Genomic DNA, 22,577 nt, shown 5'->3' on the forward strand with positions numbered 1-22,577 from the left:
CATCGCTCAGGACAGTTGGGCGCGGGCGCGCTCGAGCAGCAGCGCCCGTTCGCGGCCGTTGGCGGTCATCCCGGCCGCGCGCTCGAATTCGCGGCGCGCCTCTTCGCGCCGTCCGAGCTTGGCCAGCAGGTCGGCGCGCACGCTGGGCAGCCAGTGGTAGTCCTGCAGTTTTCCCTCTTCGAGCAGCGCGTCTGCCAGCGCCAGGCCGGCGGCCGGCCCTTCGGCCATGCCGACGGCGACCGCGCGATTGAGTTCGACCACGGGCGAAGGCTGCACCTGCGCCAGCTCCGCATACAGGCCGGCGATGGCCTGCCAGTCGGTCTCCTCCGCAGCGCGGGCGCGCGCATGGCAGGCGGCGATCGCGGCCTGCAGCAGGTAGGGCCCATGCGGCAGGCCCAGGCCTTCGGCCCGTTCGAGGGCGGCCAGGCCGCGGCGCAGCAGCACGCCGTCCCAGCGCGTGCGGTCCTGGTCCATCAGCAGCACCGGGCGTCCCTCGGCATCGAGGCGCGCGCGCATGCGTGAGGCCTGCAGTTCCATCAGGGCCACCAGGCCCAGCGCTTCCGGCTCGCCAGGTGCGAGCTCGGCCAGCATGCGGCCCAGGCGCAAGGCTTCGTCACTGAGCGCCGGCCGCATCCAGTCCTCGCCCGCGGTGGCGGTATAGCCTTCGTTGAAGATCAGGTAGACGGCCTCCAGCACCGCGCCCAGGCGTTCGCCCAGTTCGGCGGGCGGCGGCAGTTCGAAGGGCACGCCCGCGTCCCCGAGCGTGCGCTTGGCGCGCACGATGCGCTGGGCCATGGTAGCTTCCGGCACCAGGAAGGCGCGCGCGATCTCTTGGGTCGACAGGCCGCCCAGCAGCTTCAGGGTCAGCGCCAGGCGCGCGTCCAGCGACAGTACCGGATGGCAGGCCGTGAACATCAGGCGCAGCAGGTCGTCCTGGAAGACGTCGTTGCGCCGGGCATCGAGGCCGTCGACGAAATCGGGCACCACGAGGGCCTCCTGTGCTTCGAGGTCGAGGCCGATCTGCTCCAGCTTCTGCTGCAGCAGGCGGTCGCGCCGCATCCGGTCGAGCGCGGCGTGCTTCGCCGTCGTCATCAGCCAGGCGCCGGGATTGTCCGGGATGCCTGATGCCGGCCAGTGCTCGAGGGCCGAGACCAGGGCGTCCTGGGCCAGCTCCTCGGCCAGGCCGACGTCGCGCACCATCCGCGCAACCACGGCGACGATCTTCGCCGACTCGATGCGCCAGACGGCGGCGATGCTGCGTTCGACCTGTGCGTTCATCAGATCGCAGCGTTGGCGGATTCCGGCTGCCGTTCCGGCATGCTCTCCATGTATGCCAGTTCCCACATATGGCCGTCCAGGTCTTCGAAGCCGTGCTGGTACATGAAGCCATGGTCCTTCGGCTCGTTCGGCCAGGCGCCGCCGGCCGCCTTGGCCTTGCCTGCCATGTCGTCGACGGCGGCGCGGCTGTCGCAGGACAGGCAGAGCAGCACTTCGGTCGTCTTCTTCGCGTCCGCGATCGGCTTTTTCGTGAAGCCCTGGAAGAAGGGTTCGGTCAGCAGCATGACGTAGATGCTCTCGCTGACGATCATGCAGGCCGCGTTCTGGTCGCTGAACTGCGGGTTGAAGGAAAAGCCGAGGGCGCCGAAGAAGGCCTTGCTGCGTTCCAGGTCCTTGACCGGGAGGTTCACGTAGATCTGCTGGTTCATGCTTGTCTCCTTCAAATGGTAGCTGCATCGGCCTGGGCCGCTTGTTGCGCCGGCATGTCGGCGATATAGGTCAGCGCCCACATATGGCCGTCGAGGTCTTCGAAGCCGTGCTGGTACATGAAGCCATGGTCTTCCGGGTCTTCCGGCAGGGTGGCGCCGAGCGACTGCGCCCGGGCGGCCATGGCGTCGACTTCCTCGCGGCTGTTGCAGAACAGGCAGAGCAGGGCGATGGTGCTGCTGCGCGGGTCGGCCATGGGCTTCTTCGTCAGGGTGCCGAAGAAGGCTTCCTTGACCAGCATGACGAAGATGTCTTCGGAGATGTTCATTCCGGAGCCCTGCTCGCTGCTGAACTGCGGGTTGAAGGAAAAGCCCAGGGCGGTGAAGAAGGCCTGGCTGCGGGCGAGGTCGCGGACCGGGAGGGTGATGGCGAGCTGCTTTTTCATGGCGTGTCCTTTCAGGCGGCGGCGTCGGTTGTGGGGCAGAGCGTGCGCAGGTCCTCGAGCTCGTAGAGCGGACGCACTTCGATTTCGGCGTCAGCCATCTCGCCATGCGGGGCGGGGAAGCGGCGCGACCATTCCATCGCCTCGTCGCGCGAACGCACCTGGATCAGCGTGTAGCCGGCTATCAGCTCCTTGGTCTCGGTGAAGGGACCGTCGGTGAAGGAGCGGCGTCCCTCGCGATAGCGCACGCGCCAGCCGTCCCGGCTGGGGCGCAGGCCATTGGCTTCGAGCAGGACGCCGGCCCGGGCCAGCTCCTGGTTGTAGTCGTGCATGGCGGCGAACAGCTGTTCGCTCGGCAGGACGCCGGCTTCCGTGTCCGCTGTCGCCTTGACGATGATCATGAAACGCATCGTGGTCTCCTTGTCGTAGATTGGGCTTGCATTCCCTACGACGAAGGGCAGGCCGGCGATTCGACACGCGTGCAGGATTATTTTTCAGCCGGGCTGGCGCACGAAGCAGGGCCCCAGTCCCCTGACCTCGACGGTCGCCCACTCGGCAGCCGGACAGGCTTGCGCCAGCGCCACCGCTTCCTCGTGGGTGTCGACGTCGACAAGGAAAAAGCCGCCCACCATTTCCTTGGCCTCGGCAAAGGGGCCGTCGACGATGCGCAGTTTCCCGCCGGGGACACTCACGCGCGCCGACTTTTCGGTGCCCATCAGCGATTCGGCGGCCAGCAGCAGGCCGCGCTCGCGCAGTTCCTCGCCCCATCCCAGCATGCGCTCGTAGAGGGCGCGGCCTTCAGGCTCGCTGCGGGTGGCGCGCTGGCCGACCGGTTCGTGGATCAACAGCATGTGCGGCATGGATGTCTCCTCGTGTTTGGACCCGGCTATTTTAAGTCGCCTTGGTCCGGCTGGCACGCTGCGGCGCACCGATCCACTTTTTCTGCACGAGCAGCACGAGCAGGGCGGCGCCGGTCGCAAGCAGGAAGGCGGCGCCGATCGCCTGGTCGCGCAGCAGCAGCGACAGGGTCACGCAGAACACTGCGAAGGCGAAATAGCCCTTGATCATCCCGCGCAGCAGGGCGACCGCGAAGCCGGGCCCGTTGGCGCGGTGCGAGAAGCCGACCAGCACCGTGCTCATCACGGGGAACATGGCAAACAGGCCGGAGAGGCGCGGGCCGAGCGAGGCCGCGGCATAGGTGACGCTGAGGGAAAGGATGGCGCCGGCCAGCATGCGCCAGGGCAGGTCGTTTGCCGGCTTGCCGGTGGCGGGCACCTGTTCCGGCGCAGGGCCGAACAGGTAAGGCGCCACCAGCAGGCCGGCCAGCACGGCAGGGAAACCGGCCCACAGCGGCAGTGGCAGCGCCTGCAGCACGGCGACCGCCAGCGCATAGGCCAGCAGGGCGGCCAGCATCGCCCGCGGCATGCCGCGCCGGGCGTTGCGTGCGTAGGCGACGCTGAAGACCAGGATGGCCAGCACCGCCATCAGGGTGTTGGCGGCGGCGACCGAGGCGAAGGCCGGACCCTGTTCGAGGGCGATCGCCAGCAGGATGGGGCCGGCGACGATGGGAAAGGCCGACAGCCAGCCCGCGATGGCGGGACCCCAGCGGCGGCCGGCCAGGGTGACGAGGGCGATCAGGGAAGGGACGAGCAGGAGCTTGAGGAGAAAAAGCATGCGTGGTGAATGGGGGGGCTGAAAAGAAAAACGCCCGCTTTTGCAAGCGGGCGTTTCGGACAATGGCTTGATGCGCTCAGAGCACGTCGCTGGCGTGGTCCGCCAGGCGCGAGCGTTCGCCGCGCGCCAGGGTGACGTGGCCGCTGTGGCCCCAGCCCTTGAAGCGGTCGACCACATAGGTCAGGCCGCTCGAGCCTTCGGTGAGGTAGGGCGTGTCGATCTGGGCGATGTTACCGAGGCACAGGATCTTGGTGCCGGGACCGGCGCGCGTGACCAGGGTCTTCATCTGCTTCGGCGTCAGGTTTTGCGCTTCGTCGATGATGAGGAATTTGTTCACGAAGGTACGGCCACGCATGAAGTTCAGCGACTTGATCTTGATGCGCGAGCGGATCAGGTCCTGGGTCGCGGCGCGGCCCCAGTCGCCGCCGTCGCTGTCGGACTTCATCAGCACCTCGAGGTTGTCGTCGAAAGCGCCCATCCACGGCGACATCTTCTCTTCCTCGGTACCCGGCAGGAAGCCGATGTCCTCGCCTACCGGCACGGTGACGCGGGTGACGATGATCTCGTTGTACTGCTTGGTCTCCAGCACCTGCGCCAGGCCCGCGGCCAGGGCCAGCAGGGTTTTACCGGTACCGGCCTGGCCGAGCAGGGTGACGAAGTCGCACTCCGGATTCATGAGCAGGTTCAGGGCGAAGTTCTGCTCGCGGTTGCGCGCCGTGATGCCCCAGACATTGTTCTTGTTGTGGCTATAGTCGCGCAGGGTCTGGAAGACGGCGGTCTTGCCGTTGATCTGTTTCACTTGGCCATAGAAGGGCGCCTCGCCATTCTGCGGCTCCATGAACACGAACTGGTTCACCAGCAGGGTCGGAATCACGGGGCCGGTCACGCGGTAGAAGGTGGCCGAGTTGCCGTTCTTGTTTTCCTGCCAGGACTCCATGTCCTTGCCATGCTTGTTCCAGAAATCGTCCGGCAGCTGGACGATGCCCGAGTACAGCAGGTCGGTGTCTTCCAGCACGTGGTCGTTGAAATAGTCCTCGGCCGGCAGTCCCAGGGCGCGCGCCTTGATGCGCATATTGATGTCTTTCGACACCAGCACGATCGCGCGGCCGGCCATCCGGTCTTCGAGCGCACGCACCACGCCGAGGATCTGGTTGTCGGCCTTGCCCTCCGGCAGACCTTCCGGCAAAGGCGCGGAATCCAGGTTGGTCTGGAAGTAGAGGCGGCCCCGGGCATCCTTGTTGCCGAGCTTGGCCAGCGGGATGCCGGCTTCGATGGCATCGTCATCGACATTCGCGATCAGGGCGTCCAGGGTGCGCGCCACCTGGCGCGCATTGCGCGCGACTTCGGACATGCCCTTCTTGTGGTTGTCGAGTTCTTCCAGCGTCATCATCGGCAGGTAGACGTCATGTTCCTCGAAGCGGAACAGCGAGGTCGGGTCGTGCATCAGCACGTTCGTGTCGAGCACGAAGACCTTGGTGGTGCCGGATTTGTCGGCCTTGCGGCTGGTGGACGATTTGACGGTGACTTCGACCGGCTTGTGCTTGGCCGGATGCGGCAGGTCGGCGTCGGTTTCCCGGGTACGGACAACCGGTAGGCGCGCGGTGGCGCCGTCCTTCGACTTGCGGGCGGGCGCCTTGGCCAGCGGCGCTTCGCCAGCGGGGGCTGGGGCGCTCGGCGTGGCATTGGTGTCGACCGGCGCGGCGCCGGTGACGCCGGCAGCGACGGACGGTTCGTTGGCGGCGGCCTTGCCCTTGCGCGCCTTGCCCGCTTTCGGCGATGGCACGGCCTGGCCGCTGATCAGGTCTTCGAGGTCGGCGTCGGTCTTGGCGGACGCCGGGCGCACGGGCGACTTGCCCGGTTCAGCCTTCGGGTAATCTTTTGCCAGCAGCATGGTGGCCGGCTTCGTGGGCATTTTTGGCAGTGGCATCTTGGTTCTCTATCTAAAAAAGGCTTGGTCGAGCGCGCGGGCGCGGCAGGGCAGCGCCGCTGCGCGGGAACGATGCAACTAGGAAGGCTTGGTGGAATGCAGGCTGCAAGCCGGAGGATGCCGGTCCGGCTGGAGCCAGGTTGGATTGGTGCGGATGTGATTGAAACGTGTGACTCAAAATAGGCGGCAGGTATCCAGCAAGTTAATCACCGGAGCCATCCATTTTTCAGGGCTGGCTCTTCAGAAATTCCAGCACTTCGGCCACGTGGTCGTTGACTTTCACGCCACGCCATTCTTTCACCAATCGGCCTTGAGCGTCAATGATAAACGTACTGCGCTCTACACCGCGCACTTGTTTGCCATACATATTTTTCATCTTCATGACGGCGAACTGATTGCACACTTTTTCCTCCGGATCGGAGATCAGCTCGAAGGGCAGGCCGAGCTTGCCCTTGAAGTTCTCGTGCGAGCGCAGGGAGTCGCGGCTGATGCCGTAGATTTCGGCCCCCAGGGCCTGGATCTGCGGATACGCTTCGCGGAAGGCGATGCTCTCCGTGGTGCAGCCCGGCGTGTTGTCCTTGGGGTAGAAGTACAGCACGGTGTACTTCGCCGGACGGCCGGCAAGTTCAAAGGTCTGCTCGCCCGTCATGGGCGCGGAAAAATTCTCGACGGGTGCGGCGGTAAGGCTTTCGGCCACGGGGCTCTCCTGGCGTGTCATGGCGGCATTGGCTGCCGGGTTCCTGGTGGGGCAGGACGAATACCAGAATGATAATCGGCGCTGTGCTCCCTCGCTAGTCCTGTATGGACGGCTCAGGGAGGCAAGGTGAGGCAATGTTTCAATTTTTCAAGATGTCGAATTGAAATTTATTTGTTTGATCGTGATGACTGTCGAAATCTTTTACATTGAGGAAAACGCCAGCGCATAAGCATTTGTTTCAAATGAACATTTTATTTTGGCATGAAAGTTGCTTTAATGGATGTATAGTTTCCAATCAAACATCGAAGGATCTTCATGCGCACTTTCCGCACCATCGCTCTCGCCGCCAGCCTCGCCCTGTCCGTCATTCCGGCCATGGCCGAACCGATCGGCATCTACGAGCAGACTACCGGCAAGGGCCCGCTGGGCCAGCAGTGGGTCGGCGGCTGGGCCGAGGGCTGGAACATCACCGAATGGTTCAGCGATGTGACCATCGACCGCAACACCCTGTCCTATCGCTACATCGCGGGCGGAAGCTGGATCGGCACGCCGACCCAGACCTATGTGTTCGGCACCAGGGCCGTCAAGGCCGGCGCGCTGACGCTGAACATCGACCTGAGTTCCAACCGCCAATGGGATGGCTCGTCGACCGGCATGTACATCTGGCAGGGCGAGCCCGCCAACACGACGCTGCTGGCAGGCGCTACCGGCGACGCGCTGTTGTCGACATCCTTCACCCTCAACCTGGGCCTGGGCGAAGCCTGGGGTTTCATGGCCGTCAGCGGCAGCATCGGCGATGACCTGGCATACACCGGCCCGGTCTACGGTTCCTTCGTGGTGACGGACCCGTCGGCAAGCGGCGACGTGCCCGAACCGGCCTCGCTGGCGCTGCTGGGCCTGGGCATGCTCGGTTTCCTCGCCGCGCGCCGCAAGGCCTGATTCCTCCTCATCGCTTCATCCTGCGGCCCGTCAGCTACGGGCCAGCAGCACCACGCCCAGCATGATCACCCCGATCGCCAGCATGCGCTGGGGCGAAATCACTTCACCGAGAAACAGCCAGGCGCCGATCGCGCCGATCACGTAGCCCAGCGAGAGCATGGGGTAGGCGACCGTCACGTCGGTACGCGACAGGCCCATGATCCAGACCACCAGCGAAATGACGTAGCAGAGCATGCCGGCCATGATCGGCCACTGCGTGGCGACCTTCAGTCCCGTCGCGAACCAGTTCTCGCGGGTCAGGTGGATGGCGCCGCCGAGGGCATTGGTGCCGGCCTTGAGGAGGAGCTGGGCGGCGGCGTTCAGGATGACGCCCGTGATGATGAAGATGAAGGCGGAAGAATTCATGTTCTTGTTATGGTGGTTGCAAGCGCCCGCCGCGTCGTGGCGAACGGCGCGTCGAGGCGGAGCTTGGCGAACTCAGGCGCCAGCGGATGCTTCGATGATCAGGGCCAGGGTGACCTTGCGGCCTTCGCCCATCAGCACATTGTAGGTGCGGCAGGCGGCCTGGCTGTCCATGCTTTCCACGCCGACGTGGAGGGCGGACAGGCTGGCGACCAGCTTGGGGTGCACGAAGCGCTGGCGCGCGCCGGTGCCGAGCACGACCACATCGGGCCGGTCCTGGGCGATCTGCTCGAAATGGGCAGCCGTCAGGTCTTCGAAGCGCGTCACAGGCCAGGGCCGCGGCGGCACTTCCGGCAGCACCGTCAGGCTGAAATTGAAGCGCTGGGCGTTGATCTCGACCCCGCTGGCGTCGTAGCCGGTGACGGTCTGGTACTTCTCGTTGTTGTCGGAATGGAGCTTCATCGTATGGTCGATCCGGGGTTACTTTAGTCGAAACATTGTACCCGGAGAGGCGAGGTTGCTTAAATCGGGCGCTTTCGGCAGAATGGTATTTTTCGCACTGCAACAAAGCGCCACCGAGCTGGAGAGACATGCGACCGATCCTGAAATCGAACAAGCTGGATGATGTTTGCTACGAAATTCGTGGCCCGGCGCTGGAAAAGGCCCGTCAGATGGAGGACGACGGCCAGAAGATCATCAAGCTCAATATCGGCAACCTGGCCGTGTTCGGCTTCGATCCGCCGGACGAGATCGTCCATGACATGATCCGCAATATGCATGGCGCCGCCGGCTATACGGATTCGAAGGGCATGTTCGCGCCGCGCAAGGCCGTCATGCACTACACCCAGGGCAAGAACATTGCCGGCGTGGGCATCGACGACATCTACCTGGGCAATGGCGCGTCGGAACTGATCGTCATGGCGATGCAGGGCCTGCTGAATAACGGCGACGAGGTGCTGGTGCCGGCGCCCGACTATCCCCTGTGGACCGCGGCGGTCAGCCTGGCGGGCGGCAACCCGGTGCACTACGTCTGCGACGAGGGGGCCGGCTGGCTGCCCGACATCGAGGACATGCGCAAGAAGATCACGCCGAACACGCGCGCGATCGTCGTCATCAATCCGAACAACCCGACCGGCGCCCTGTACCACCGCGAGGTGCTGCTCGAGATCGTCGAGCTGGCGCGCCAGCACGGCCTGATCATCTACGCCGACGAAATCTACGACAAGACCCTGTACGACGGCGAGGAACACGTCTCGATCGCCTCGCTGGCCGACGACGTGCTGTTCCTGACCCTGAACGGCCTGTCCAAGAACTACCGCTCCTGCGGCTACCGCGCCGGCTGGATGGTGGTCTCGGGCGAGAAGCGCCATGCGAAAGGCTATATCGAAGGCCTGAACATGCTGGCCTCGATGCGCCTGTGCGCCAACGCCCCGGGCCAGTACGCGATCCAGACCGCCCTCGGCGGCTACCAGTCCATCGCCGACCTGGTCGGCCCCGGCGGACGCCTCCTGAAACAGCGCGACCTCGCGCACAAGCTGCTCACCGATATTCCGGGCGTGTCCTGCGTCAAGCCAAAAGCGGCGCTCTACATGTTCCCCCGCCTCGATCCGAAGATGTACCCGATCACGGACGACCAGCAGTTCATCTGCGAACTGCTGTCCGAGGAAAAAGTGCTGCTGGTGCAAGGCACCGGCTTCAACTGGATTGCCCCGGATCACTTCCGGCTGGTGTTCCTTCCCAATTCCGACGACCTGCTAGACGCTTGCGGTCGTATCGCGCGTTTCCTCGACGGCTACCGACGACGCCACGCGCGCTGACATCACGTATACACGGACACATCACATGAATCCCATCAAAGTAGGCCTCCTGGGCGTCGGCACCGTCGGCGCCGGCACCTTTAACGTTCTTCAACGCAACCAGGAGGAGATCCGCCGCCGCGCCGGCCGCGGTATCGAGATTACGATGGTGGCGGCGCGCAACCTCGACAAGGCGCGCGCGGTCGTCGGCGCGGGCGTCGAGGTCGTGGGCGACCCGTTCGCTGTGGTGAACAATCCGGACATCGACATCGTCGTCGAACTGATCGGCGGCTACGATCTGCCCCGTGAACTGGTGCTCAAGGCCATTGCCAACGGCAAGCACGTCGTGACCGCCAACAAGGCCCTGTTGGCCCTGCACGGCAACGAAATCTTCGCCGCGGCCCAGGAAAAGGGCGTGACGGTAGCGTTCGAGGCGGCCGTGGCCGGCGGGGTGCCGATCATCAAGGCGCTGCGCGAGGGCCTGACCGCCAACCGCATCGAGTCGGTGGCCGGCATCATCAACGGCACCACCAACTTCATCCTCTCGGAAATGCGCGAGAAGGGCCTGGACTTCGCCACCGTGCTGAAGCAGGCCCAGGAACTCGGCTACGCCGAAGCCGACCCGACCTTCGACATCGAGGGCGTGGATGCGGCACACAAGCTCACCATCATGTCGGCGATCGCCTTCGGCATCCCGGTGCAGTTCGACAAGGCGTATATCGAGGGCATCAGCCAGCTGCAGGCGCGCGACATCCGCTACGCCGAGCAGCTCGGCTACCGCATCAAGCTGCTGGGCATCACGCGCCGCACCCGGACGGAGTCTGGCGAAGGCATCGAGCTGCGCGTGCATCCGACCCTGATTCCTTCGTCGCGCCTGATCGCCAACGTGGAAGGCGCGATGAACGCGGTGCTGGTGCAGGCCGACGCCGTCGGCGCTTCGCTCTACTACGGCAAGGGCGCGGGTTCCGAACCGACCGCCTCGGCGGTCATCGCCGACCTGGTCGACGTGACCCGCCTGGCCACCGTCGACCCCTACTGCCGCGTGCCGCACCTGGCCTTCCAGCCGAACCAGATGACCGACGTCGCCATCATGCCGATGGCCGAGATCACCACCAGCTACTATCTGCGCGTCTATGTGAAGGACCAGCTCGGCGTGATGGCCGACCTGACCCGCATCCTGGCCGACGCCGGCATCTCGATCGACGCCGTGCTGCAGAAGGAACCGGGCGACCAGGTCAACCTCGACATCATCCTGCTGACGCACCAGACGCGTGAGAAGAATATCGATGCCGCCATCGAGAAGATCGAGAAGCTGCCGGCGGTCATCAGCAAGGTGACGCGCATCCGCCTCGAAGCGCTGAGCTGAGCCTGGCCGGCTACCGGCGTCTGGAAACGATTCGATTCCGAGGCGAGCCTTCGGACATCGAATCGTTTTTTTATGTCATCGGCATGTCCATGGGCCGGCTACAAGGACTCGAAGCAAGGTCGCAGGGGAGGGGGAGGAGAGCCTCGTCATCGTCGATGAAGGCGCAGGTCTGGGCCAGCATGTCGTGTTCGATCTGGTCGAACAGCGCGGTTGTCACGCTGGCGTAGCACAGGAGGAAGTCGGAAGAAGTCATCCGCGGATTCTACCTGCGCTGCGCTGCACAATTCACACGACTCCGACCTCCCTTGAGACGTTTCAACGGCGCTTCTTGATGCGCCGGATTTACGCGGCGCGCCGCTTGAACGAGGCTGCGGTCTATGCTTTTTACCCATCGGGTATCGCCAGCCGCGACTTTACGGTTTAGTATCTGCAACGCAATAGTTGAGCCTGGTAGTGTGCCGCGCCCGCTGTTGTAGATTTCGGATACCTTCTTTTAGACGAGCCCCACCGCATGAGCAAACCGAGCCAGTTTTCCCTGCTGACGCAACGCCGCTTCGGCCCGTTCTTCTGGACCCAGTTCTTTGGTGCCTTCAACGACAACCTGTTCAAGACCGCGCTGCTGGTCGCCCTGACCTTCGACACGGCAAGCTGGACCACCCAAGACCCGGCGCTGCTGAACAACCTGGTCGCCGGCCTGTTCATCCTGCCCTTCGTCCTGTTCTCGGCGACGGCGGGCCAGATCGCCGACAAGTTCGACAAGGGCAGCATGGCACGTTTCGTCAAGCTGCTCGAGATCGGGATCATGCTGGTGGCGGCGATCGGATGGCTGACCCACACCTTGTGGATCCTGATCGCGGCCGTGGTCGGCATGGGCCTGCATTCGACCCTGTTCGGGCCGGTCAAGTACGCCTACCTGCCGCAGCAGCTGAAACCGGAAGAACTGGTCGGCGGCAATGGCGTCATCGAGATGGGGACGTTTGTCGGCATCCTGCTGGGCGAGGTGGTGGGCACCTTGCTGGTGGGCTACAAACCCTGGGGCATCGAACTGGTTGTCGGCGGCACCCTGCTGTGTGCCTTGCTGGGACTGGCGGCCAGCTGGCGCATCCCGGCTTCGCCGGCGCCGGTGCCGGAGTTGAAGATCAGCCTGAATCCCTTCGTGGAATCGGTGCGCAACCTGAAGTTCTCGAGCCAGAACCGCACGGTCTTCCTCTCGATGCTCGGCAACTCCTGGTTCTGGTTCTACGGCGCCCTGGTGCTGTCGCAGTTTCCGCTCTACGCCAAGGACTACCTGCACGGCGACCACAGCGTCATCATGCTGCTGCTGACCGTATTCTCGCTGGGCATCGGCGCCGGCTCCCTGCTGTGCGAGAAGCTCTCGGGCCACAAGGTCGAGATCGGTCTCGTGCCTTTCGGCGCCATCGGCCTGTCGGTATTCGGCATCGACCTGTACTTCGCCAGCGTCGCCTACACGAATACCGCGACGGTCGGCGCGATGACCCTGGTGACCCTGCCGGGCGTGTGGCGCATCCTGCTCGACCTGGTCCTGATCGGCGTGTTCGGCGGCCTCTTCATCGTGCCCCTGTTCGCCCTGATCCAGACCCGTTGCGACCCGCAGCACGTCTCGCGCACCATCGCCGGCATGAACATCCTGAATGCGCTCTTCATGGTGGCGGCCGCCGGCGTGGCGATCGCGCTGCTGGGCCAGGGCTTCACCATTCCCGAACTGTTCCTGATCACTGCGCTGCTCAATGCCTGCGTGGCCGTGTACATCTTCTCGCTGGTGCCGGAATTCCTGATGCGCTTCCTGGCCTGGATGCTGATCCACACCGGCTACCGTGTGCGCACCATCGACGCCGACCGCATTCCGGAAGCGGGTCCGGCGGTGCTGGTGTGTAACCACGTGTCCTACGTCGACGCGCTGGTGATCGGCGCCGCCAGCCCGCGCCCGATCCGCTTCGTCATGGACCACCGCATTTTCAAGACGCCCTTCCTGGGCTGGATCTTCCGCGCGGCCAAGGCGATTCCCATCGCGCCGGCCAAGGACGATCCCTTCCTGATGGAGCGCGCCTTCATCGACATCGCGCAAGCCCTGCACGAGGGTGAACTGGTCTGCATTTTCCCGGAAGGGAAGCTGACCCACACGGGCGAGATCAACGAATTCCGCGGCGGGATTGCCAAGATTGTCGAGCGCAGCAAGGTGCCGGTGATCCCGATGGCGCTGCGCGGGCTGTGGGGCAGCGTGTTCACGCGCGACCCGTCGAACCTGTTCGAGCGCTCGTTCGCGCGCGGGATCCGTTCAAAGCTGGCGCTGGCGGTGGGCGTACCGGTGGCGCCGGAGGCGGCATCGCCCGAGTATCTGCAGCAGCAGGTGCTGGCGCTGCGGGGCGACTGGAAGTAGGGCGTGCTGAATTTCCTGGGCGTCTATGCGGCGGTGATGCTGTTGCAAGCGTGGATGAGCCGGAGGGAGTTTCGCCGGGATCCCGAAAAAGCTGCACGTTATGAGGCGCTTCCTCTGGTCTACAAGCTGGCGTGCCGCTTCGGTGTCATGCCGTTGCTTGCGGCAGTGGTCTTTCATGAAGCCTGGCCGGTAGTGGGGCTCGTCTTCTTCTTCGTCCTTGAAAGCGCCTGCCTTCGCTGGTATCGGAAGGCGGGCTTGTATTAACTGGCGGCGTGAACGCGTCAGGCCCTGTAGCCGACGTTGACCACCGTGATCATTCCCGCCATCGTTACGATGGCAAGCAGCATGGGTGTCAGTGCCAGAAGGCGCCTGCCCGGACTCGGCGCGGGAAGACCCGTGCTGACCTGCTTGAACGATTTCCAACCGAAGTAGATGGCCAGCGGGCCGAGGAAAAAGATTGGCAGGATCAGCCAGACCGTGAAGACCATGGCGACGGTGCAGAGCAGGGACAAGACGGTTGGTTGCATTGCACAAGGATGGATGAGCGGGCTTCAAGCATAGCATCGTTCCCTGGTACTTCGAGCGATAAGCGCGCCCATGCGAAAGCACAAGAAAGATGCGCATTCACTAACAAAAGCTCAATCTTTCCGCCAAGCTCTGTTATAATTCCAGAGTTAGTCGGGGCGTAGCGCAGCCTGGTAGCGTACCTGCATGGGGTGCAGGGGGTCGGAGGTTCGAATCCTCTCGCCCCGACCAACAAATCACATTATTGGGTCAGCCATTGCGCTGGCCTTTTTTGTTTCCGCTGCCACTGCGGCTATGCACCCACCCAGTCCGACTGTCCTGGTATCTTCCGCTTTCGCATGTTATCGGCTGCAATGATGGAAGTCAGCGAAAACGAAGACTAGATCCGTTTACCGCTCTTCTTCGTGGCTGGCGATGAGGACGGCGGCGGCGTACAGGTCGGGCGCCATGCGGGTGGGCACGCGGCGCGGGCCGAGGCGCCATTCGGTCTCGTTGCCGTTGTCGATCAGGAGGGTACGGCAGCCCGCGCGGTTGCCGGCCTCGACGTCGTGCAGGATGTCGCCCACCATCCAGGAGGCACGCAGGTCGATGCCGTGCTCGAGTGCGGCCTTGAGCAGCATGCCGGGCGAGGGTTTGCGGCAGGCGCAGACCATGGCATAGGCCCCGACCGTGCCGAGGGGATGGTGCGGGCAATAGTAAAAGCCGTCCATTGTCAGGTTTTCGCGGAACAGCAGGTCGTGCAGGCGGTCGGCCACGGGGCCCATTGCTTCTTCCCCGAAGCAGCCGTGGGCGATGCCGGACTGGTTGGTGATGACGAAGAAGCGGTAGTCGAGCCGGGCCAGCAGGCGCAGCGCCGCGCCCGCGCCGCTCACGAGGCGGATGCGGCGCGGCTCGACGTTGTAGGGCAGGTCGTCGACGAGGGTGCCGTCCTTGTCGAGGAAGATCGCCTTCATGCAGCCGCCCCTGCCTGCCCGCGCAGGCGGCCCGGCTGCGCCGCCGATCCGTGTGCTGCCCTGAACTGCCGCATACGCATAGCAGTATTTCCCGGGTCACGAAGCATGCCGGATGTCTTCCTGTTCCGCGCCGTACAGGGCTTCGCGGTAGAGGTCGAGCAATTTGGCGGCCTGGCGCCGCCAGGTGTACTGTTCGCAAGCGCGGCGTCTGCCCGCTTCGCCCATGGCGCGCGCCAGTCCAGGGCACCGGTGCAGGCGCGCAAGCCGGTCGACGAGCGCCACCGGGTCGCGCGAGGGAATCAGGAAGCCCGTGCGGCCGTCATCGACAACCGTGCCGATGGCGCCGAGTTCGGACACGACCAGCGGGCGTGCGCATGCCATCGCCTCGATCGGAGGCAGGCCGAAGGGTTCGTACCAGGGCGTCGCGGCGAAGACGTGGGCGGCGGCGTAGAGCTCGCGCAGGCTGCTGCGCGGCTGCGGATTAGCGAACAGCACGTGCTCGCCCACGCCGAGCTCCGAGGCGATCTGCTTCAGCCGCGCGATTTCGAGGGCCTCGTCCGGCAGCCCGCCACCCGCAAGCATCAGGCAGGCATCGATGGCGTGACGGCGGCGTAGCATGGCGACACCCTGGATGAGGGTGTCGATGCCCTTGCGAGGCGCAAATTTCCCGACATACAGGACGATGAAGCGCTGGTGATCGAGGCCCAGCCTCGCGCGCGCTTCGTGCATCGGCAAGGGGTGGAGTTCCTGCGGATCGAAACCACGCAAGAGGGGCGCGGTACGCTCCGGGGCGATGCGATGCGTCCGTTCCAGCGTGGAGGCCTGCTGCGGACCCGTGACCAGGACCCGGCTGGCTCCGCGCAGGATGGCGGTGTCGGGTTCGCCGGTGAGGGCAGGGGCCGCGCGGGACCTGTCTGCGATGTTCGTGCTCAGGATATAGGGAACACCGGATGCCTCGTGCAGGCGCAGCGCGGCCTGCCCCGCGATGAGCGAATGCGCGTGTGCGATATCGTATTCGTGGCTTTGGCCGGGAGGGACGGCGCCGGCATGCACGTCGACGTGGTGCCCCATGAATACGAGTTCGGCAGCGAGGCGTTCGAGGTGGATGCGCGCCGCGGCGCCGGCAAGGTCACGGAGGACGGAAGCGGTGCACGCCTCCGTGAACATGGCGATGCGCAGGCGCGCGGGTCGGTCGATGTGGTGGATGGACATATCGATGCCGTTCAGGAAGTCAGGCGAAGCGGACGCGGTAGCGCAGCGCGCCCGTCAGGCGCCAGAACACGGCCAGCGGCGGGAGCAGGGCGGAGGTGAGGACCAGGTCGGCGACGTGGGCCGGCGTGTGCGCGACGGCGCGCAGGCGGTGCGCGCACAGCCGGATGGTGAGCAGCAGCCAGGCGGCGAAGGCGAGCGTCGCGAAGATGGTGAGCCCCATGAGCAGGCTGGCCAGCCCCAGCAGCAGCGTGGCGACGATGAGGTAGTGGTCCCAGCGCGGGCGCGGTTCGATTTTCTGGCGGTAGAGGGCCGGGTGTTTCTTGTACAGCAGGGCATCGAATACCGCGTGGCGGATCTGCAGCAGGCTGGCGCCCCAGGGCGCCGGCCGCACCGGGTGCACCACGAGGGCGCGCGGGGCCCGGCCGATCGCGATGCCGTGTTCCAGCAGGCGGAAGTGCAGGTCGGCGTCGCTGCCGCGCGGGACGTTGAAGCGTTCGTCGAAACCCTCCAGCCGTTCGAGCACGGGCTTGCGGAAGAAGCAGTTGGCGCTGGTGAAGTCGGCTTCCTCCAGCACGCGCGCACTGCGCTGCTGCTCCGTGGGGCGGGCCGGTACCGGCGTGCGGATGCGGCCGCAGACGACGTCGAGGCCGTCCTGGAAGGCGGCCAGGCCCTCGGACAGCCAGGTGGGCTCGGGCACCGCGTCGTCGCTGGTGAAGGCGACGATGGGCGCGCGCGCCGCGCGCCATCCGCGGTTGCGCGCCGAGGCCGGGCCGCTCGGCCCGGAATTGGCCACGTAAGACAGGCGCGGCCCGCGCTCGAGGGTGCGGGTGCGCCAGCCGGCGACCAGGTGCAGGGTGTTGTGGTTGGGTTCGTCGTCGACGACGACGATCTCGAAGCGCTGCGGATCGAGCTGCTGGCGCATCAGGGCGTCCAGGTTGCGATCGAGCAGGTCCATGCGGCCACAGGCAGGCACCACCACCGAAACCGCGAGCGTTGCGTCATCCGTTGCAGGCATCTCCACCTCCGCGTTGGTCCGCCGCCCTGCCGCATACGGGTCGCTTCGTGCGACACGACGCGCGCCCGTGAAGGCACGGCGATGCTGGCAAGGAGGCGTGTTGAGTGCGGTTGGAGTGGGCGCCTAACGGTGGGGTTCCGCTGAGCTTACGGGCCTTGGAGGTGGATCAAGCGTCGACGCGGCCCGGCGATGTGCCGGGCCTGCCTGTGGGAAGTGCGCGCAAGGCGCAAGCCGCGCTGCGCGCGCGGTCAGCCGCGCGAAAAGCCGGTGTCGTCGTCCATCTTGCGGTCGCCCGCCAGGCGGTTGGCGCCGGCCGGGCTCTTGGGCAGGCCGCCGCCCAGGTCGTTCGACTCGTGGACCGGGTTCTTTTCGGCATCCACGCTTTGCGCGGGATGCCAGCCCGGATTGTCGGCGCGCGGGCCGCTGTTGCCGGGGCTGCGCGGCAGGCCGCCGCTGACGTCGTTCGACTCGTGCACCACGGGCGTGTCGGGCACCGGGGCCTCGCCTTCGCGGCCGGCCGGGCCGGTCTGCGAGCCGCTGCGGTCGGTGCTGGTCTGCCGGTTCTGGTCCTTTTGCTCGTTCATGCCTTCCTCCCTTGCCGCGCGCGATGGGGGCCGACCGCCATGCCGGTGCCTTCGCCGTGCGTATCGCTTTGCCGGTTGCCTGCGGCCCCCTGCGCTTGATAGGTGCCGGCCGGCGCGTCATGGTGGCGCCCCAGGGAGCCGCCCTGGAGCTCGGGTTGCGCCGTGTTCTGGGGATTCATCGCCTCGGTGGCCTGGGTGTTGCCTGCCTGATGGTGGCGCACGTCGGTACCGGAGTGGCGGTCGCGGTGGCCGACCGGCTGTTCCAGCAGGCCCCATGCCTCCGAGTGCTGTTCCATCTGGCGCTGGTGGCTGTCGGTGATGCCTTGCTGAGGGCCGGAGCCGCCGGTCTGCTGGCTTTGCAGCGATCCGCCCGGCAAGTCGTCCGGAACCGCGCCCGCCAGCGTGGTTTCGTGGTCCGCACGCGCGCCATCCTCGGCTGCCACTTCCTGCCGGCCCATGCGCGAAGGATTCTGCGCCCCGCGCATCTCGTTCTCGCCGCGGATGCCCTGCTGGCGGCTCGTACCCTGCGGATAGGTATGGTCCAGCGGACCGCCGGTAGTATTGCCCTTGGCGTCTGGAGTCCATTTCTCGTTGGCGCCGTTATTGGTCTGGTTGTTGACTTCGCTGCGTTGATTCGCGTCCATGTCGACTCCTTTCATTGCGTGTCGAGGCGCGCATATGCCGCCTGATATTGCCATCATGCGCGTTGGGCCCGAGGTTCAGTATAGGAAGAGGTAGGGGTGCCTTGTAGGACTGTTACCAAGAACTTTTGTTGACTACTGGAAGTACATTTTCACTGGTGCATTTTCTGTCGCGCGAAGTCCTACAAAGTCATCTGAAAGCGTCCTATACCCTCATCCAATTGCACTGCCTAAGATGATTTCGCGCTCATCATATTGGTGACGGTAACAGCCTGCCGCAGGACGCGGCGGTTTATAAGTGAACAGGGAGAAACTCATCATGGCCTCAGGTAATCAAGGTAACAAACAGGGCAGCAACCAGGGCGGCAACAGCCAGAGCAGCGGCACCCGCAACCGCGGTTTCGCTTCGATGGATCCGGCCCGCCAGCGTGAGATCGCTAGCCAGGGTGGCAAGGCAGCCCACGCGAAGGGCACTGCCCATGAATTCACCTCGGAAGAGGCACGCCGTGCCGGCAGCATGAGCCATGGCAACCGCCAGTCGGCCAGCGCCGGCTCGGGTGGCCCGTCGCGCGCCGCGTCCGCCAAGGGCGGCCGTGCTTCGCAGGGCGGCAACCGCGGCGGCTCGAAAGAGTAAGCCGGCCGGCAAGCGCCGCTGCCGCGGGACGGCAGGGCGCGTGAGGCAAACCCACGGGGAGCGCGAGCTCCCCGTTTTGTTTCTGATACCACACTATTTGCCTGGGGGATGAGTTAGAATCGCAGCGCCTTTTCCAACCTTTCCCTAGGATTTACGTCGTGAAATCAGCGGTCATTCGTCAAGTCAAGAGCATGTCCATGTCGTGCGACAAGGTCGGCAACCTGTTGCTGGTCAAGTTCACCTCGCACGGCGCGAGCGATGTGAGCATCCAGGTGCCGGCCAATATCGTGTTCTGGCTCCTCAAGCACCTGCCCGTCAACCAGGATCCGCGCCTGCAGCCGCCGCCGGCCCCCAACCCGATCACGCAGCAGGACTGGGACAATCCCTACACCCCGCGCGCCGAGTACGTGCAGTGCAAGGAACTGCCGGGCAAGCTGCGCATGCAGTTCGTCTCGAACGCCAAGGAAGACCTGGTGGTCGTGCTCGACCGCAGCAACGTCGAACTGATGCGCCAGGTGATGCTCGCCTACGCCAAGGACCTGATCGACCTCGACGCACAGTAAGAAATCCGGCGCGGCGCCGGAGCGGGCAGGGTGCCTGCCTTATGATTGCCGGTAGTCGCGCGCCCCAGGCGCCCGTGCCTTTGCAACCATCAAGGATTAGCCATGCCCATCAAAATCAGCCAGACCTTCGACTCCGGCGCCATCGAGGTCGTCAACGCGAGCAGCCCGAAACAGATCGACCTGAACCTGCGCAAGGATTCGCACGCCGACATCCACCAGTGGTTCCACTTCCGCCTGCAGGGCGCGCGCGGACAGGCCTGCACGATCCGTTTCCTGAACGCCGGCCAGGCGACCTATCCGAAGGGCTTCGAGGACTACCAGGTCGCCGCCAGCTACGACACCGAGAACTGGTTCCGCGTGCCGACCAGCTTCGACGGTCAAATCATGACCGTCAACCATACGCCCGAACTCGACAGCATCTACTACGCCTACTTCGAACCCTACACCTGGGAGCGTCACCTGCGCCTGCTCGGTGAGGTGGCCGAGAACCCGATCGCGCGCGTGCACGACATCGGCACCACGATCGACGGCCGCGACATGAACCTGGTCGTGATCGGCAATCCGCAGGCGGAAAAGAAGATCTGGGTGATCGCCCGCCAGCACCCGGGAGAAACCATGGCCGAATGGTTCGTCGAGGGCATGATGGATGCGCTGCTCGACGACGCCAACCCGGTGTCGCGCAAGCTCCTGCAGCGCGCCGTGTTCTACATCGTGCCGAACATGAACCCGGACGGCTCGGTGCGCGGCAACCTGCGCACCAATGCGGCCGGCGCCAACCTGAACCGCGAGTGGATGACCCCCTCGCTCGAGCGCAGCCCGGAAGTGCTGTGCGTGAAGGAAAAGATCCACGAGACGGGCGTCGACATGTTCTTCGACATCCACGGCGACGAAGCTTTGCCCTACAACTTCGTGGCCGGCAGCGAGATGCTGGCCGACTTCACCCCGGAGCGCCTCGAAGAACAGAACGCCTTCATCCAGCGCTACATGGCGGCCAGCCCGGACTTCCAGAACGTCCATGGCTACCTGGCGAGCAAGTACAACGAGGAACTCCTGACCCTGGCCTCCAAGTACATCGGCCACACCTTCAAGTGCCTGTCCCTGACGCTGGAGATGCCGTTCAAGGACAACGCCAACCTGCCCGACCCGCATGTCGGCTGGAACGGCGCGCGCAGCGCGGCCCTGGGCGCGGCGATCCTGCAGCCGATCCTGCAGACGCTCGACTGAAGGGAGACCGGCATGGGCGTCGAAATCGAGCGCAAGTTTCTCGTCTCCGGCGATGCCTGGCGCACGCTGGGCGCGCCGGTCCTGCTGCGCCAGGGCTACCTGAGCGCCGACCCGGAGCGCACCGTGCGCGTGCGCATCGAGGGCGAGCAGGGTGTGCTCACCATCAAGAGCAAGAGCGAAGGCGCCAGCCGCGGCGAATGGGAATACCCGATTCCGCTGCGGGATGCCGAGGAACTGCTCGACCGCCTCTGCGAACGTCCCCTCGTCGAGAAATACCGGCGCCGCATCGACTTCCAGGGCTTCACCTGGGAAGTCGATGAATTCCTGGGCGAGAATGCGGGCCTGGTGGTGGCCGAGATCGAGCTGCCGGCCGAGGACACCGTCTTCGACCTGCCAGACTGGATCGGCAATGAAGTCACCGGCGAACGCCGCTACTACAATTCCAGCCTGATCAGGCTGCCTTATTCGAAGTGGACCACTCCATGATCCAAGCCTCGCGCCGCAGCCTGCTGGAATTCACGGTTGCGGCAACGTTCGCCGCGCTGCTGCCCGCCGGCGCCGCGGCGCAGCAGAGCTCGCAGCATAGCTATTTCCCGCCAAGCGGAGAGTGGGCGCGCAAAGCGCCCGCCGAACTCGGAATCGACGCGCAAGCCCTGGCGAACGCCGTGCGGTTCGCGCAATCCCATGAAACGAAGCGCGCTCTCGATTTCTCGGACCAGGAAGCCACCTTCGGGGCCCGCCTGGGCTCGATGCCGACCCGGCGCGCGCATACCAATGGCCTGGTGATCTTTAAGGGCTATGTGGTCGCCGAGTTCGGCGACACCAGCTTTGTCGACCCGACCTATTCGGTGGCCAAGAGCATCCTGGCGACGGTCGCCGGCGTGGCCGTGCGCGACGGCCGCCTGGTGGTGGACGAACCGGTGGCAAAACGCGTGAATGACGGCGGCTATGCCTCGGCGCGCAACAGCCAGGTGACGTGGAAGCAGCACCTGCAGCAGGAGTCGGAGTGGGAAGGCAGCCTGTGGGGCAAGAATGCCGACTTCATCGGCAAGGACGCCTTCGGGGCTGGGGAGCGCAAGCCGCGCGCCTTGCTAGCGCCGGGCAGCTTCTACGAATACAACGACGTGCGCATCAACCGCTTCGCACTGTCGCTGCTGCGCGTGTTCGGCAGGCCGGTGCCGGAGGTGTTCCAGCAGGAGGTGATGGATCTGATCGGCGCCTCCAGCAGCTGGAAGTGGGTGCCTTACCATAACAGCTATGTGGAGCTGAACGGCAAGCCGGCGCCCTCGGTGAGCGGCGGCACCCGCTGGGGCGGCGGTATGTGGATCAATTCCTGGGACATGGCGCGCTTCGGCTACCTGTGGCTGCGCAAGGGGGCGTGGAATGGCAAGCAGATCCTGCCCCCAAGCTATGTGCAGGCGGCCTTGACGCCAAGCGCCCACGGACCGGACTACGGCTACCTGTGGTGGCTCAACACCCAGGGCAAGAACCTGCCCGGCCTGCCCGCGAATGCCTACGCCGCCCTGGGCGCCGGCAGCAACACCATCCTCGTCTCGCCCGACCACGATCTGGTGATCGTCTGGCGCTGGCATGCCGGCAACGTGGCCGACTTCGCCACCAGGGTGATCGCCAGCCTGCCGCGCTGATCTTTCTGCAAGTCCTGCGCAACGGCCCGCATCTGCGGGCCGTTTCTTTGGCGCTGTCACCGTTCAGTGTGGGCTCGCCGTGCTGAAACCACCAAGCGCCACACATAACAGCCGCTCGGCCGTCTCGATACGCCGACCGTCGAGCGCCCACTGCCAGCCAAGATAGTTCGGCAGATATCGTGACGCCACACCATTGAACCGCGCCAGCCACTGACGGAAACGGCGGTGATAGGCG

At 65.1% G+C, this 22,577-nt stretch carries 27 protein-coding genes and 1 tRNA gene; 11 read left to right on the forward strand and 17 right to left on the reverse strand.

Annotated elements, in window-relative coordinates; genetic code table 11:
- Nucleotides 1-6 precede the first annotated feature (6 nt).
- From ACQ7JA_RS14685 to ACQ7JA_RS14720, 8 genes are all read right to left on the reverse strand, one after another.
- Complete coding sequence (locus ACQ7JA_RS14685; RefSeq protein ID WP_430898930.1) at nucleotides 7-1,278, reverse strand: RNA polymerase sigma factor; 1,272 nt, start codon at nucleotides 1,276-1,278, stop codon at nucleotides 7-9.
- Nucleotides 1,278-1,706: a VOC family protein gene (locus tag ACQ7JA_RS14690; protein ID WP_430898932.1), complete on the reverse strand. Its 429-nt coding sequence runs from the start codon at nucleotides 1,704-1,706 to the stop codon at nucleotides 1,278-1,280. Before ACQ7JA_RS14690 ends, ACQ7JA_RS14685 begins: the two co-directional genes overlap by 1 nt.
- 11 nt (nucleotides 1,707-1,717) lie before the next feature.
- Nucleotides 1,718-2,149: a VOC family protein gene (locus ACQ7JA_RS14695; RefSeq protein ID WP_430898934.1), complete on the reverse strand. Its 432-nt coding sequence runs from the start codon at nucleotides 2,147-2,149 to the stop codon at nucleotides 1,718-1,720.
- A gap of 11 nt (nucleotides 2,150-2,160) precedes the next feature.
- The gene (locus tag ACQ7JA_RS14700) at nucleotides 2,161-2,556 is read right to left on the reverse strand and encodes a YciI family protein (protein ID WP_430898936.1); all 396 of its coding nucleotides are present in this window, start codon (nucleotides 2,554-2,556) and stop codon (nucleotides 2,161-2,163) included.
- A gap of 84 nt (nucleotides 2,557-2,640) precedes the next feature.
- Complete coding sequence (locus ACQ7JA_RS14705; RefSeq protein ID WP_430898938.1) at nucleotides 2,641-3,006, reverse strand: YciI family protein; 366 nt, start codon at nucleotides 3,004-3,006, stop codon at nucleotides 2,641-2,643.
- Between the two features lie 31 nt (nucleotides 3,007-3,037).
- Complete coding sequence (locus ACQ7JA_RS14710) at nucleotides 3,038-3,820, reverse strand: hypothetical protein (protein WP_430898940.1); 783 nt, start codon at nucleotides 3,818-3,820, stop codon at nucleotides 3,038-3,040.
- Between the two features lie 76 nt (nucleotides 3,821-3,896).
- Complete coding sequence (locus tag ACQ7JA_RS14715) at nucleotides 3,897-5,747, reverse strand: PhoH family protein (RefSeq protein ID WP_430898942.1); 1,851 nt, start codon at nucleotides 5,745-5,747, stop codon at nucleotides 3,897-3,899.
- A gap of 226 nt (nucleotides 5,748-5,973) precedes the next feature.
- Complete coding sequence (locus ACQ7JA_RS14720) at nucleotides 5,974-6,465, reverse strand: peroxiredoxin (RefSeq protein ID WP_430898944.1); 492 nt, start codon at nucleotides 6,463-6,465, stop codon at nucleotides 5,974-5,976.
- A gap of 294 nt (nucleotides 6,466-6,759) precedes the next feature.
- Between ACQ7JA_RS14720 and ACQ7JA_RS14725 the strand changes: the two genes are divergently transcribed.
- A complete protein-coding gene (locus ACQ7JA_RS14725) occupies nucleotides 6,760-7,383 on the forward strand; it encodes a PEP-CTERM sorting domain-containing protein (protein ID WP_430898946.1) in 624 nt (207 codons plus the stop codon).
- Between the two features lie 30 nt (nucleotides 7,384-7,413).
- On the opposite strand, the gene ACQ7JA_RS14730 is transcribed toward ACQ7JA_RS14725, so the two are convergent.
- Together ACQ7JA_RS14730 and ACQ7JA_RS14735 are read right to left on the reverse strand one after the other, a co-directional pair.
- Entirely contained in the window at nucleotides 7,414-7,788 is a 375-nt protein-coding gene (locus tag ACQ7JA_RS14730; RefSeq protein ID WP_430898948.1) for an EamA family transporter, read from the reverse strand.
- A gap of 72 nt (nucleotides 7,789-7,860) precedes the next feature.
- Nucleotides 7,861-8,247, reverse strand: a complete 387-nt coding sequence (locus tag ACQ7JA_RS14735) for an Mth938-like domain-containing protein (protein WP_430898950.1) — start codon at nucleotides 8,245-8,247, stop codon at nucleotides 7,861-7,863.
- A 128-nt stretch (nucleotides 8,248-8,375) separates the two neighbouring features.
- Between ACQ7JA_RS14735 and ACQ7JA_RS14740 the strand changes: the two genes are divergently transcribed.
- Nucleotides 8,376-9,602 carry a pyridoxal phosphate-dependent aminotransferase gene (locus tag ACQ7JA_RS14740; protein WP_430898952.1) on the forward strand — a complete coding sequence of 409 codons (1,227 nt, stop codon included), beginning with the start codon at nucleotides 8,376-8,378 and terminating at the stop codon, nucleotides 9,600-9,602.
- Nucleotides 9,603-9,627: 25 nt separating this feature from the next.
- Nucleotides 9,628-10,947, forward strand: coding sequence for a homoserine dehydrogenase (locus ACQ7JA_RS14745; protein WP_430898953.1), 1,320 nt, complete (start codon nucleotides 9,628-9,630; stop codon nucleotides 10,945-10,947).
- A gap of 70 nt (nucleotides 10,948-11,017) precedes the next feature.
- On the opposite strand, the gene ACQ7JA_RS14750 is transcribed toward ACQ7JA_RS14745, so the two are convergent.
- On the reverse strand, nucleotides 11,018-11,200 hold the full coding sequence (locus ACQ7JA_RS14750; RefSeq protein WP_430898955.1) for a hypothetical protein: 183 nt from the start codon (nucleotides 11,198-11,200) through the stop codon (nucleotides 11,018-11,020).
- A 258-nt stretch (nucleotides 11,201-11,458) separates the two neighbouring features.
- On the opposite strand from ACQ7JA_RS14750, the gene ACQ7JA_RS14755 reads away from it, so the two are divergent.
- Together ACQ7JA_RS14755 and ACQ7JA_RS14760 are read left to right on the forward strand one after the other, a co-directional pair.
- Nucleotides 11,459-13,345, forward strand: a complete 1,887-nt coding sequence (locus ACQ7JA_RS14755) for an MFS transporter (RefSeq protein WP_430898957.1) — start codon at nucleotides 11,459-11,461, stop codon at nucleotides 13,343-13,345.
- A 3-nt stretch (nucleotides 13,346-13,348) separates the two neighbouring features.
- Nucleotides 13,349-13,609: a hypothetical protein gene (locus tag ACQ7JA_RS14760; protein WP_430898959.1), complete on the forward strand. Its 261-nt coding sequence runs from the start codon at nucleotides 13,349-13,351 to the stop codon at nucleotides 13,607-13,609.
- A 17-nt stretch (nucleotides 13,610-13,626) separates the two neighbouring features.
- On the opposite strand, the gene ACQ7JA_RS14765 is transcribed toward ACQ7JA_RS14760, so the two are convergent.
- Entirely contained in the window at nucleotides 13,627-13,872 is a 246-nt protein-coding gene (locus ACQ7JA_RS14765) for a hypothetical protein (protein ID WP_430898961.1), read from the reverse strand.
- A 152-nt stretch (nucleotides 13,873-14,024) separates the two neighbouring features.
- Here ACQ7JA_RS14765 and ACQ7JA_RS14770 point away from each other — a divergent pair.
- Nucleotides 14,025-14,101, forward strand: a tRNA-Pro gene (locus tag ACQ7JA_RS14770).
- Nucleotides 14,102-14,259: 158 nt separating this feature from the next.
- Here the strand turns inward: ACQ7JA_RS14770 and ACQ7JA_RS14775 are convergent.
- From ACQ7JA_RS14775 to ACQ7JA_RS14795, 5 genes are all read right to left on the reverse strand, one after another.
- Nucleotides 14,260-14,823 (reverse strand): D-glycero-alpha-D-manno-heptose-1,7-bisphosphate 7-phosphatase, encoded by a 564-nt coding sequence (locus ACQ7JA_RS14775; protein WP_430898963.1) that lies wholly within the window; start codon nucleotides 14,821-14,823, stop codon nucleotides 14,260-14,262.
- Between the two features lie 96 nt (nucleotides 14,824-14,919).
- On the reverse strand, nucleotides 14,920-16,035 hold the full coding sequence (locus ACQ7JA_RS14780) for a glycosyltransferase (RefSeq protein WP_430898965.1): 1,116 nt from the start codon (nucleotides 16,033-16,035) through the stop codon (nucleotides 14,920-14,922).
- 19 nt (nucleotides 16,036-16,054) lie between these two features.
- Complete coding sequence (locus ACQ7JA_RS14785) at nucleotides 16,055-17,050, reverse strand: glycosyltransferase family 2 protein (protein ID WP_430898967.1); 996 nt, start codon at nucleotides 17,048-17,050, stop codon at nucleotides 16,055-16,057.
- Nucleotides 17,051-17,298: 248 nt separating this feature from the next.
- A complete protein-coding gene (locus ACQ7JA_RS14790; protein ID WP_430898969.1) occupies nucleotides 17,299-17,634 on the reverse strand; it encodes a hypothetical protein in 336 nt (111 codons plus the stop codon).
- Entirely contained in the window at nucleotides 17,631-18,278 is a 648-nt protein-coding gene (locus ACQ7JA_RS14795; protein WP_430898971.1) for a hypothetical protein, read from the reverse strand. The genes ACQ7JA_RS14790 and ACQ7JA_RS14795 overlap by 4 nt, the downstream gene beginning before the upstream one ends.
- A gap of 316 nt (nucleotides 18,279-18,594) precedes the next feature.
- Between ACQ7JA_RS14795 and ACQ7JA_RS14800 the strand changes: the two genes are divergently transcribed.
- The 5 genes from ACQ7JA_RS14800 (at nucleotide 18,595) to ACQ7JA_RS14820 (ending at nucleotide 22,342) form a co-directional block, all read left to right on the forward strand.
- Entirely contained in the window at nucleotides 18,595-18,909 is a 315-nt protein-coding gene (locus ACQ7JA_RS14800; RefSeq protein ID WP_258825893.1) for a KGG domain-containing protein, read from the forward strand.
- Nucleotides 18,910-19,106: 197 nt separating this feature from the next.
- Complete coding sequence (locus tag ACQ7JA_RS14805; protein ID WP_430898973.1) at nucleotides 19,107-19,472, forward strand: hypothetical protein; 366 nt, start codon at nucleotides 19,107-19,109, stop codon at nucleotides 19,470-19,472.
- Nucleotides 19,473-19,574: 102 nt separating this feature from the next.
- Entirely contained in the window at nucleotides 19,575-20,696 is a 1,122-nt protein-coding gene (locus tag ACQ7JA_RS14810) for a M14 family metallopeptidase (RefSeq protein ID WP_430898975.1), read from the forward strand.
- A gap of 12 nt (nucleotides 20,697-20,708) precedes the next feature.
- Nucleotides 20,709-21,182, forward strand: a complete 474-nt coding sequence (locus ACQ7JA_RS14815) for a CYTH domain-containing protein (protein WP_430898977.1) — start codon at nucleotides 20,709-20,711, stop codon at nucleotides 21,180-21,182.
- On the forward strand, nucleotides 21,179-22,342 hold the full coding sequence (locus ACQ7JA_RS14820; protein WP_430898979.1) for a serine hydrolase domain-containing protein: 1,164 nt from the start codon (nucleotides 21,179-21,181) through the stop codon (nucleotides 22,340-22,342). Before ACQ7JA_RS14815 ends, ACQ7JA_RS14820 begins: the two co-directional genes overlap by 4 nt.
- Nucleotides 22,343-22,577: the final 235 nt, after the last annotated feature.

Origin of the sequence: Massilia sp. BKSP1R2A-1 (assembly GCF_050586525.1) — a bacterium.
Classification (GTDB): Bacteria; Pseudomonadota; Gammaproteobacteria; order Burkholderiales; family Burkholderiaceae_D; genus Telluria.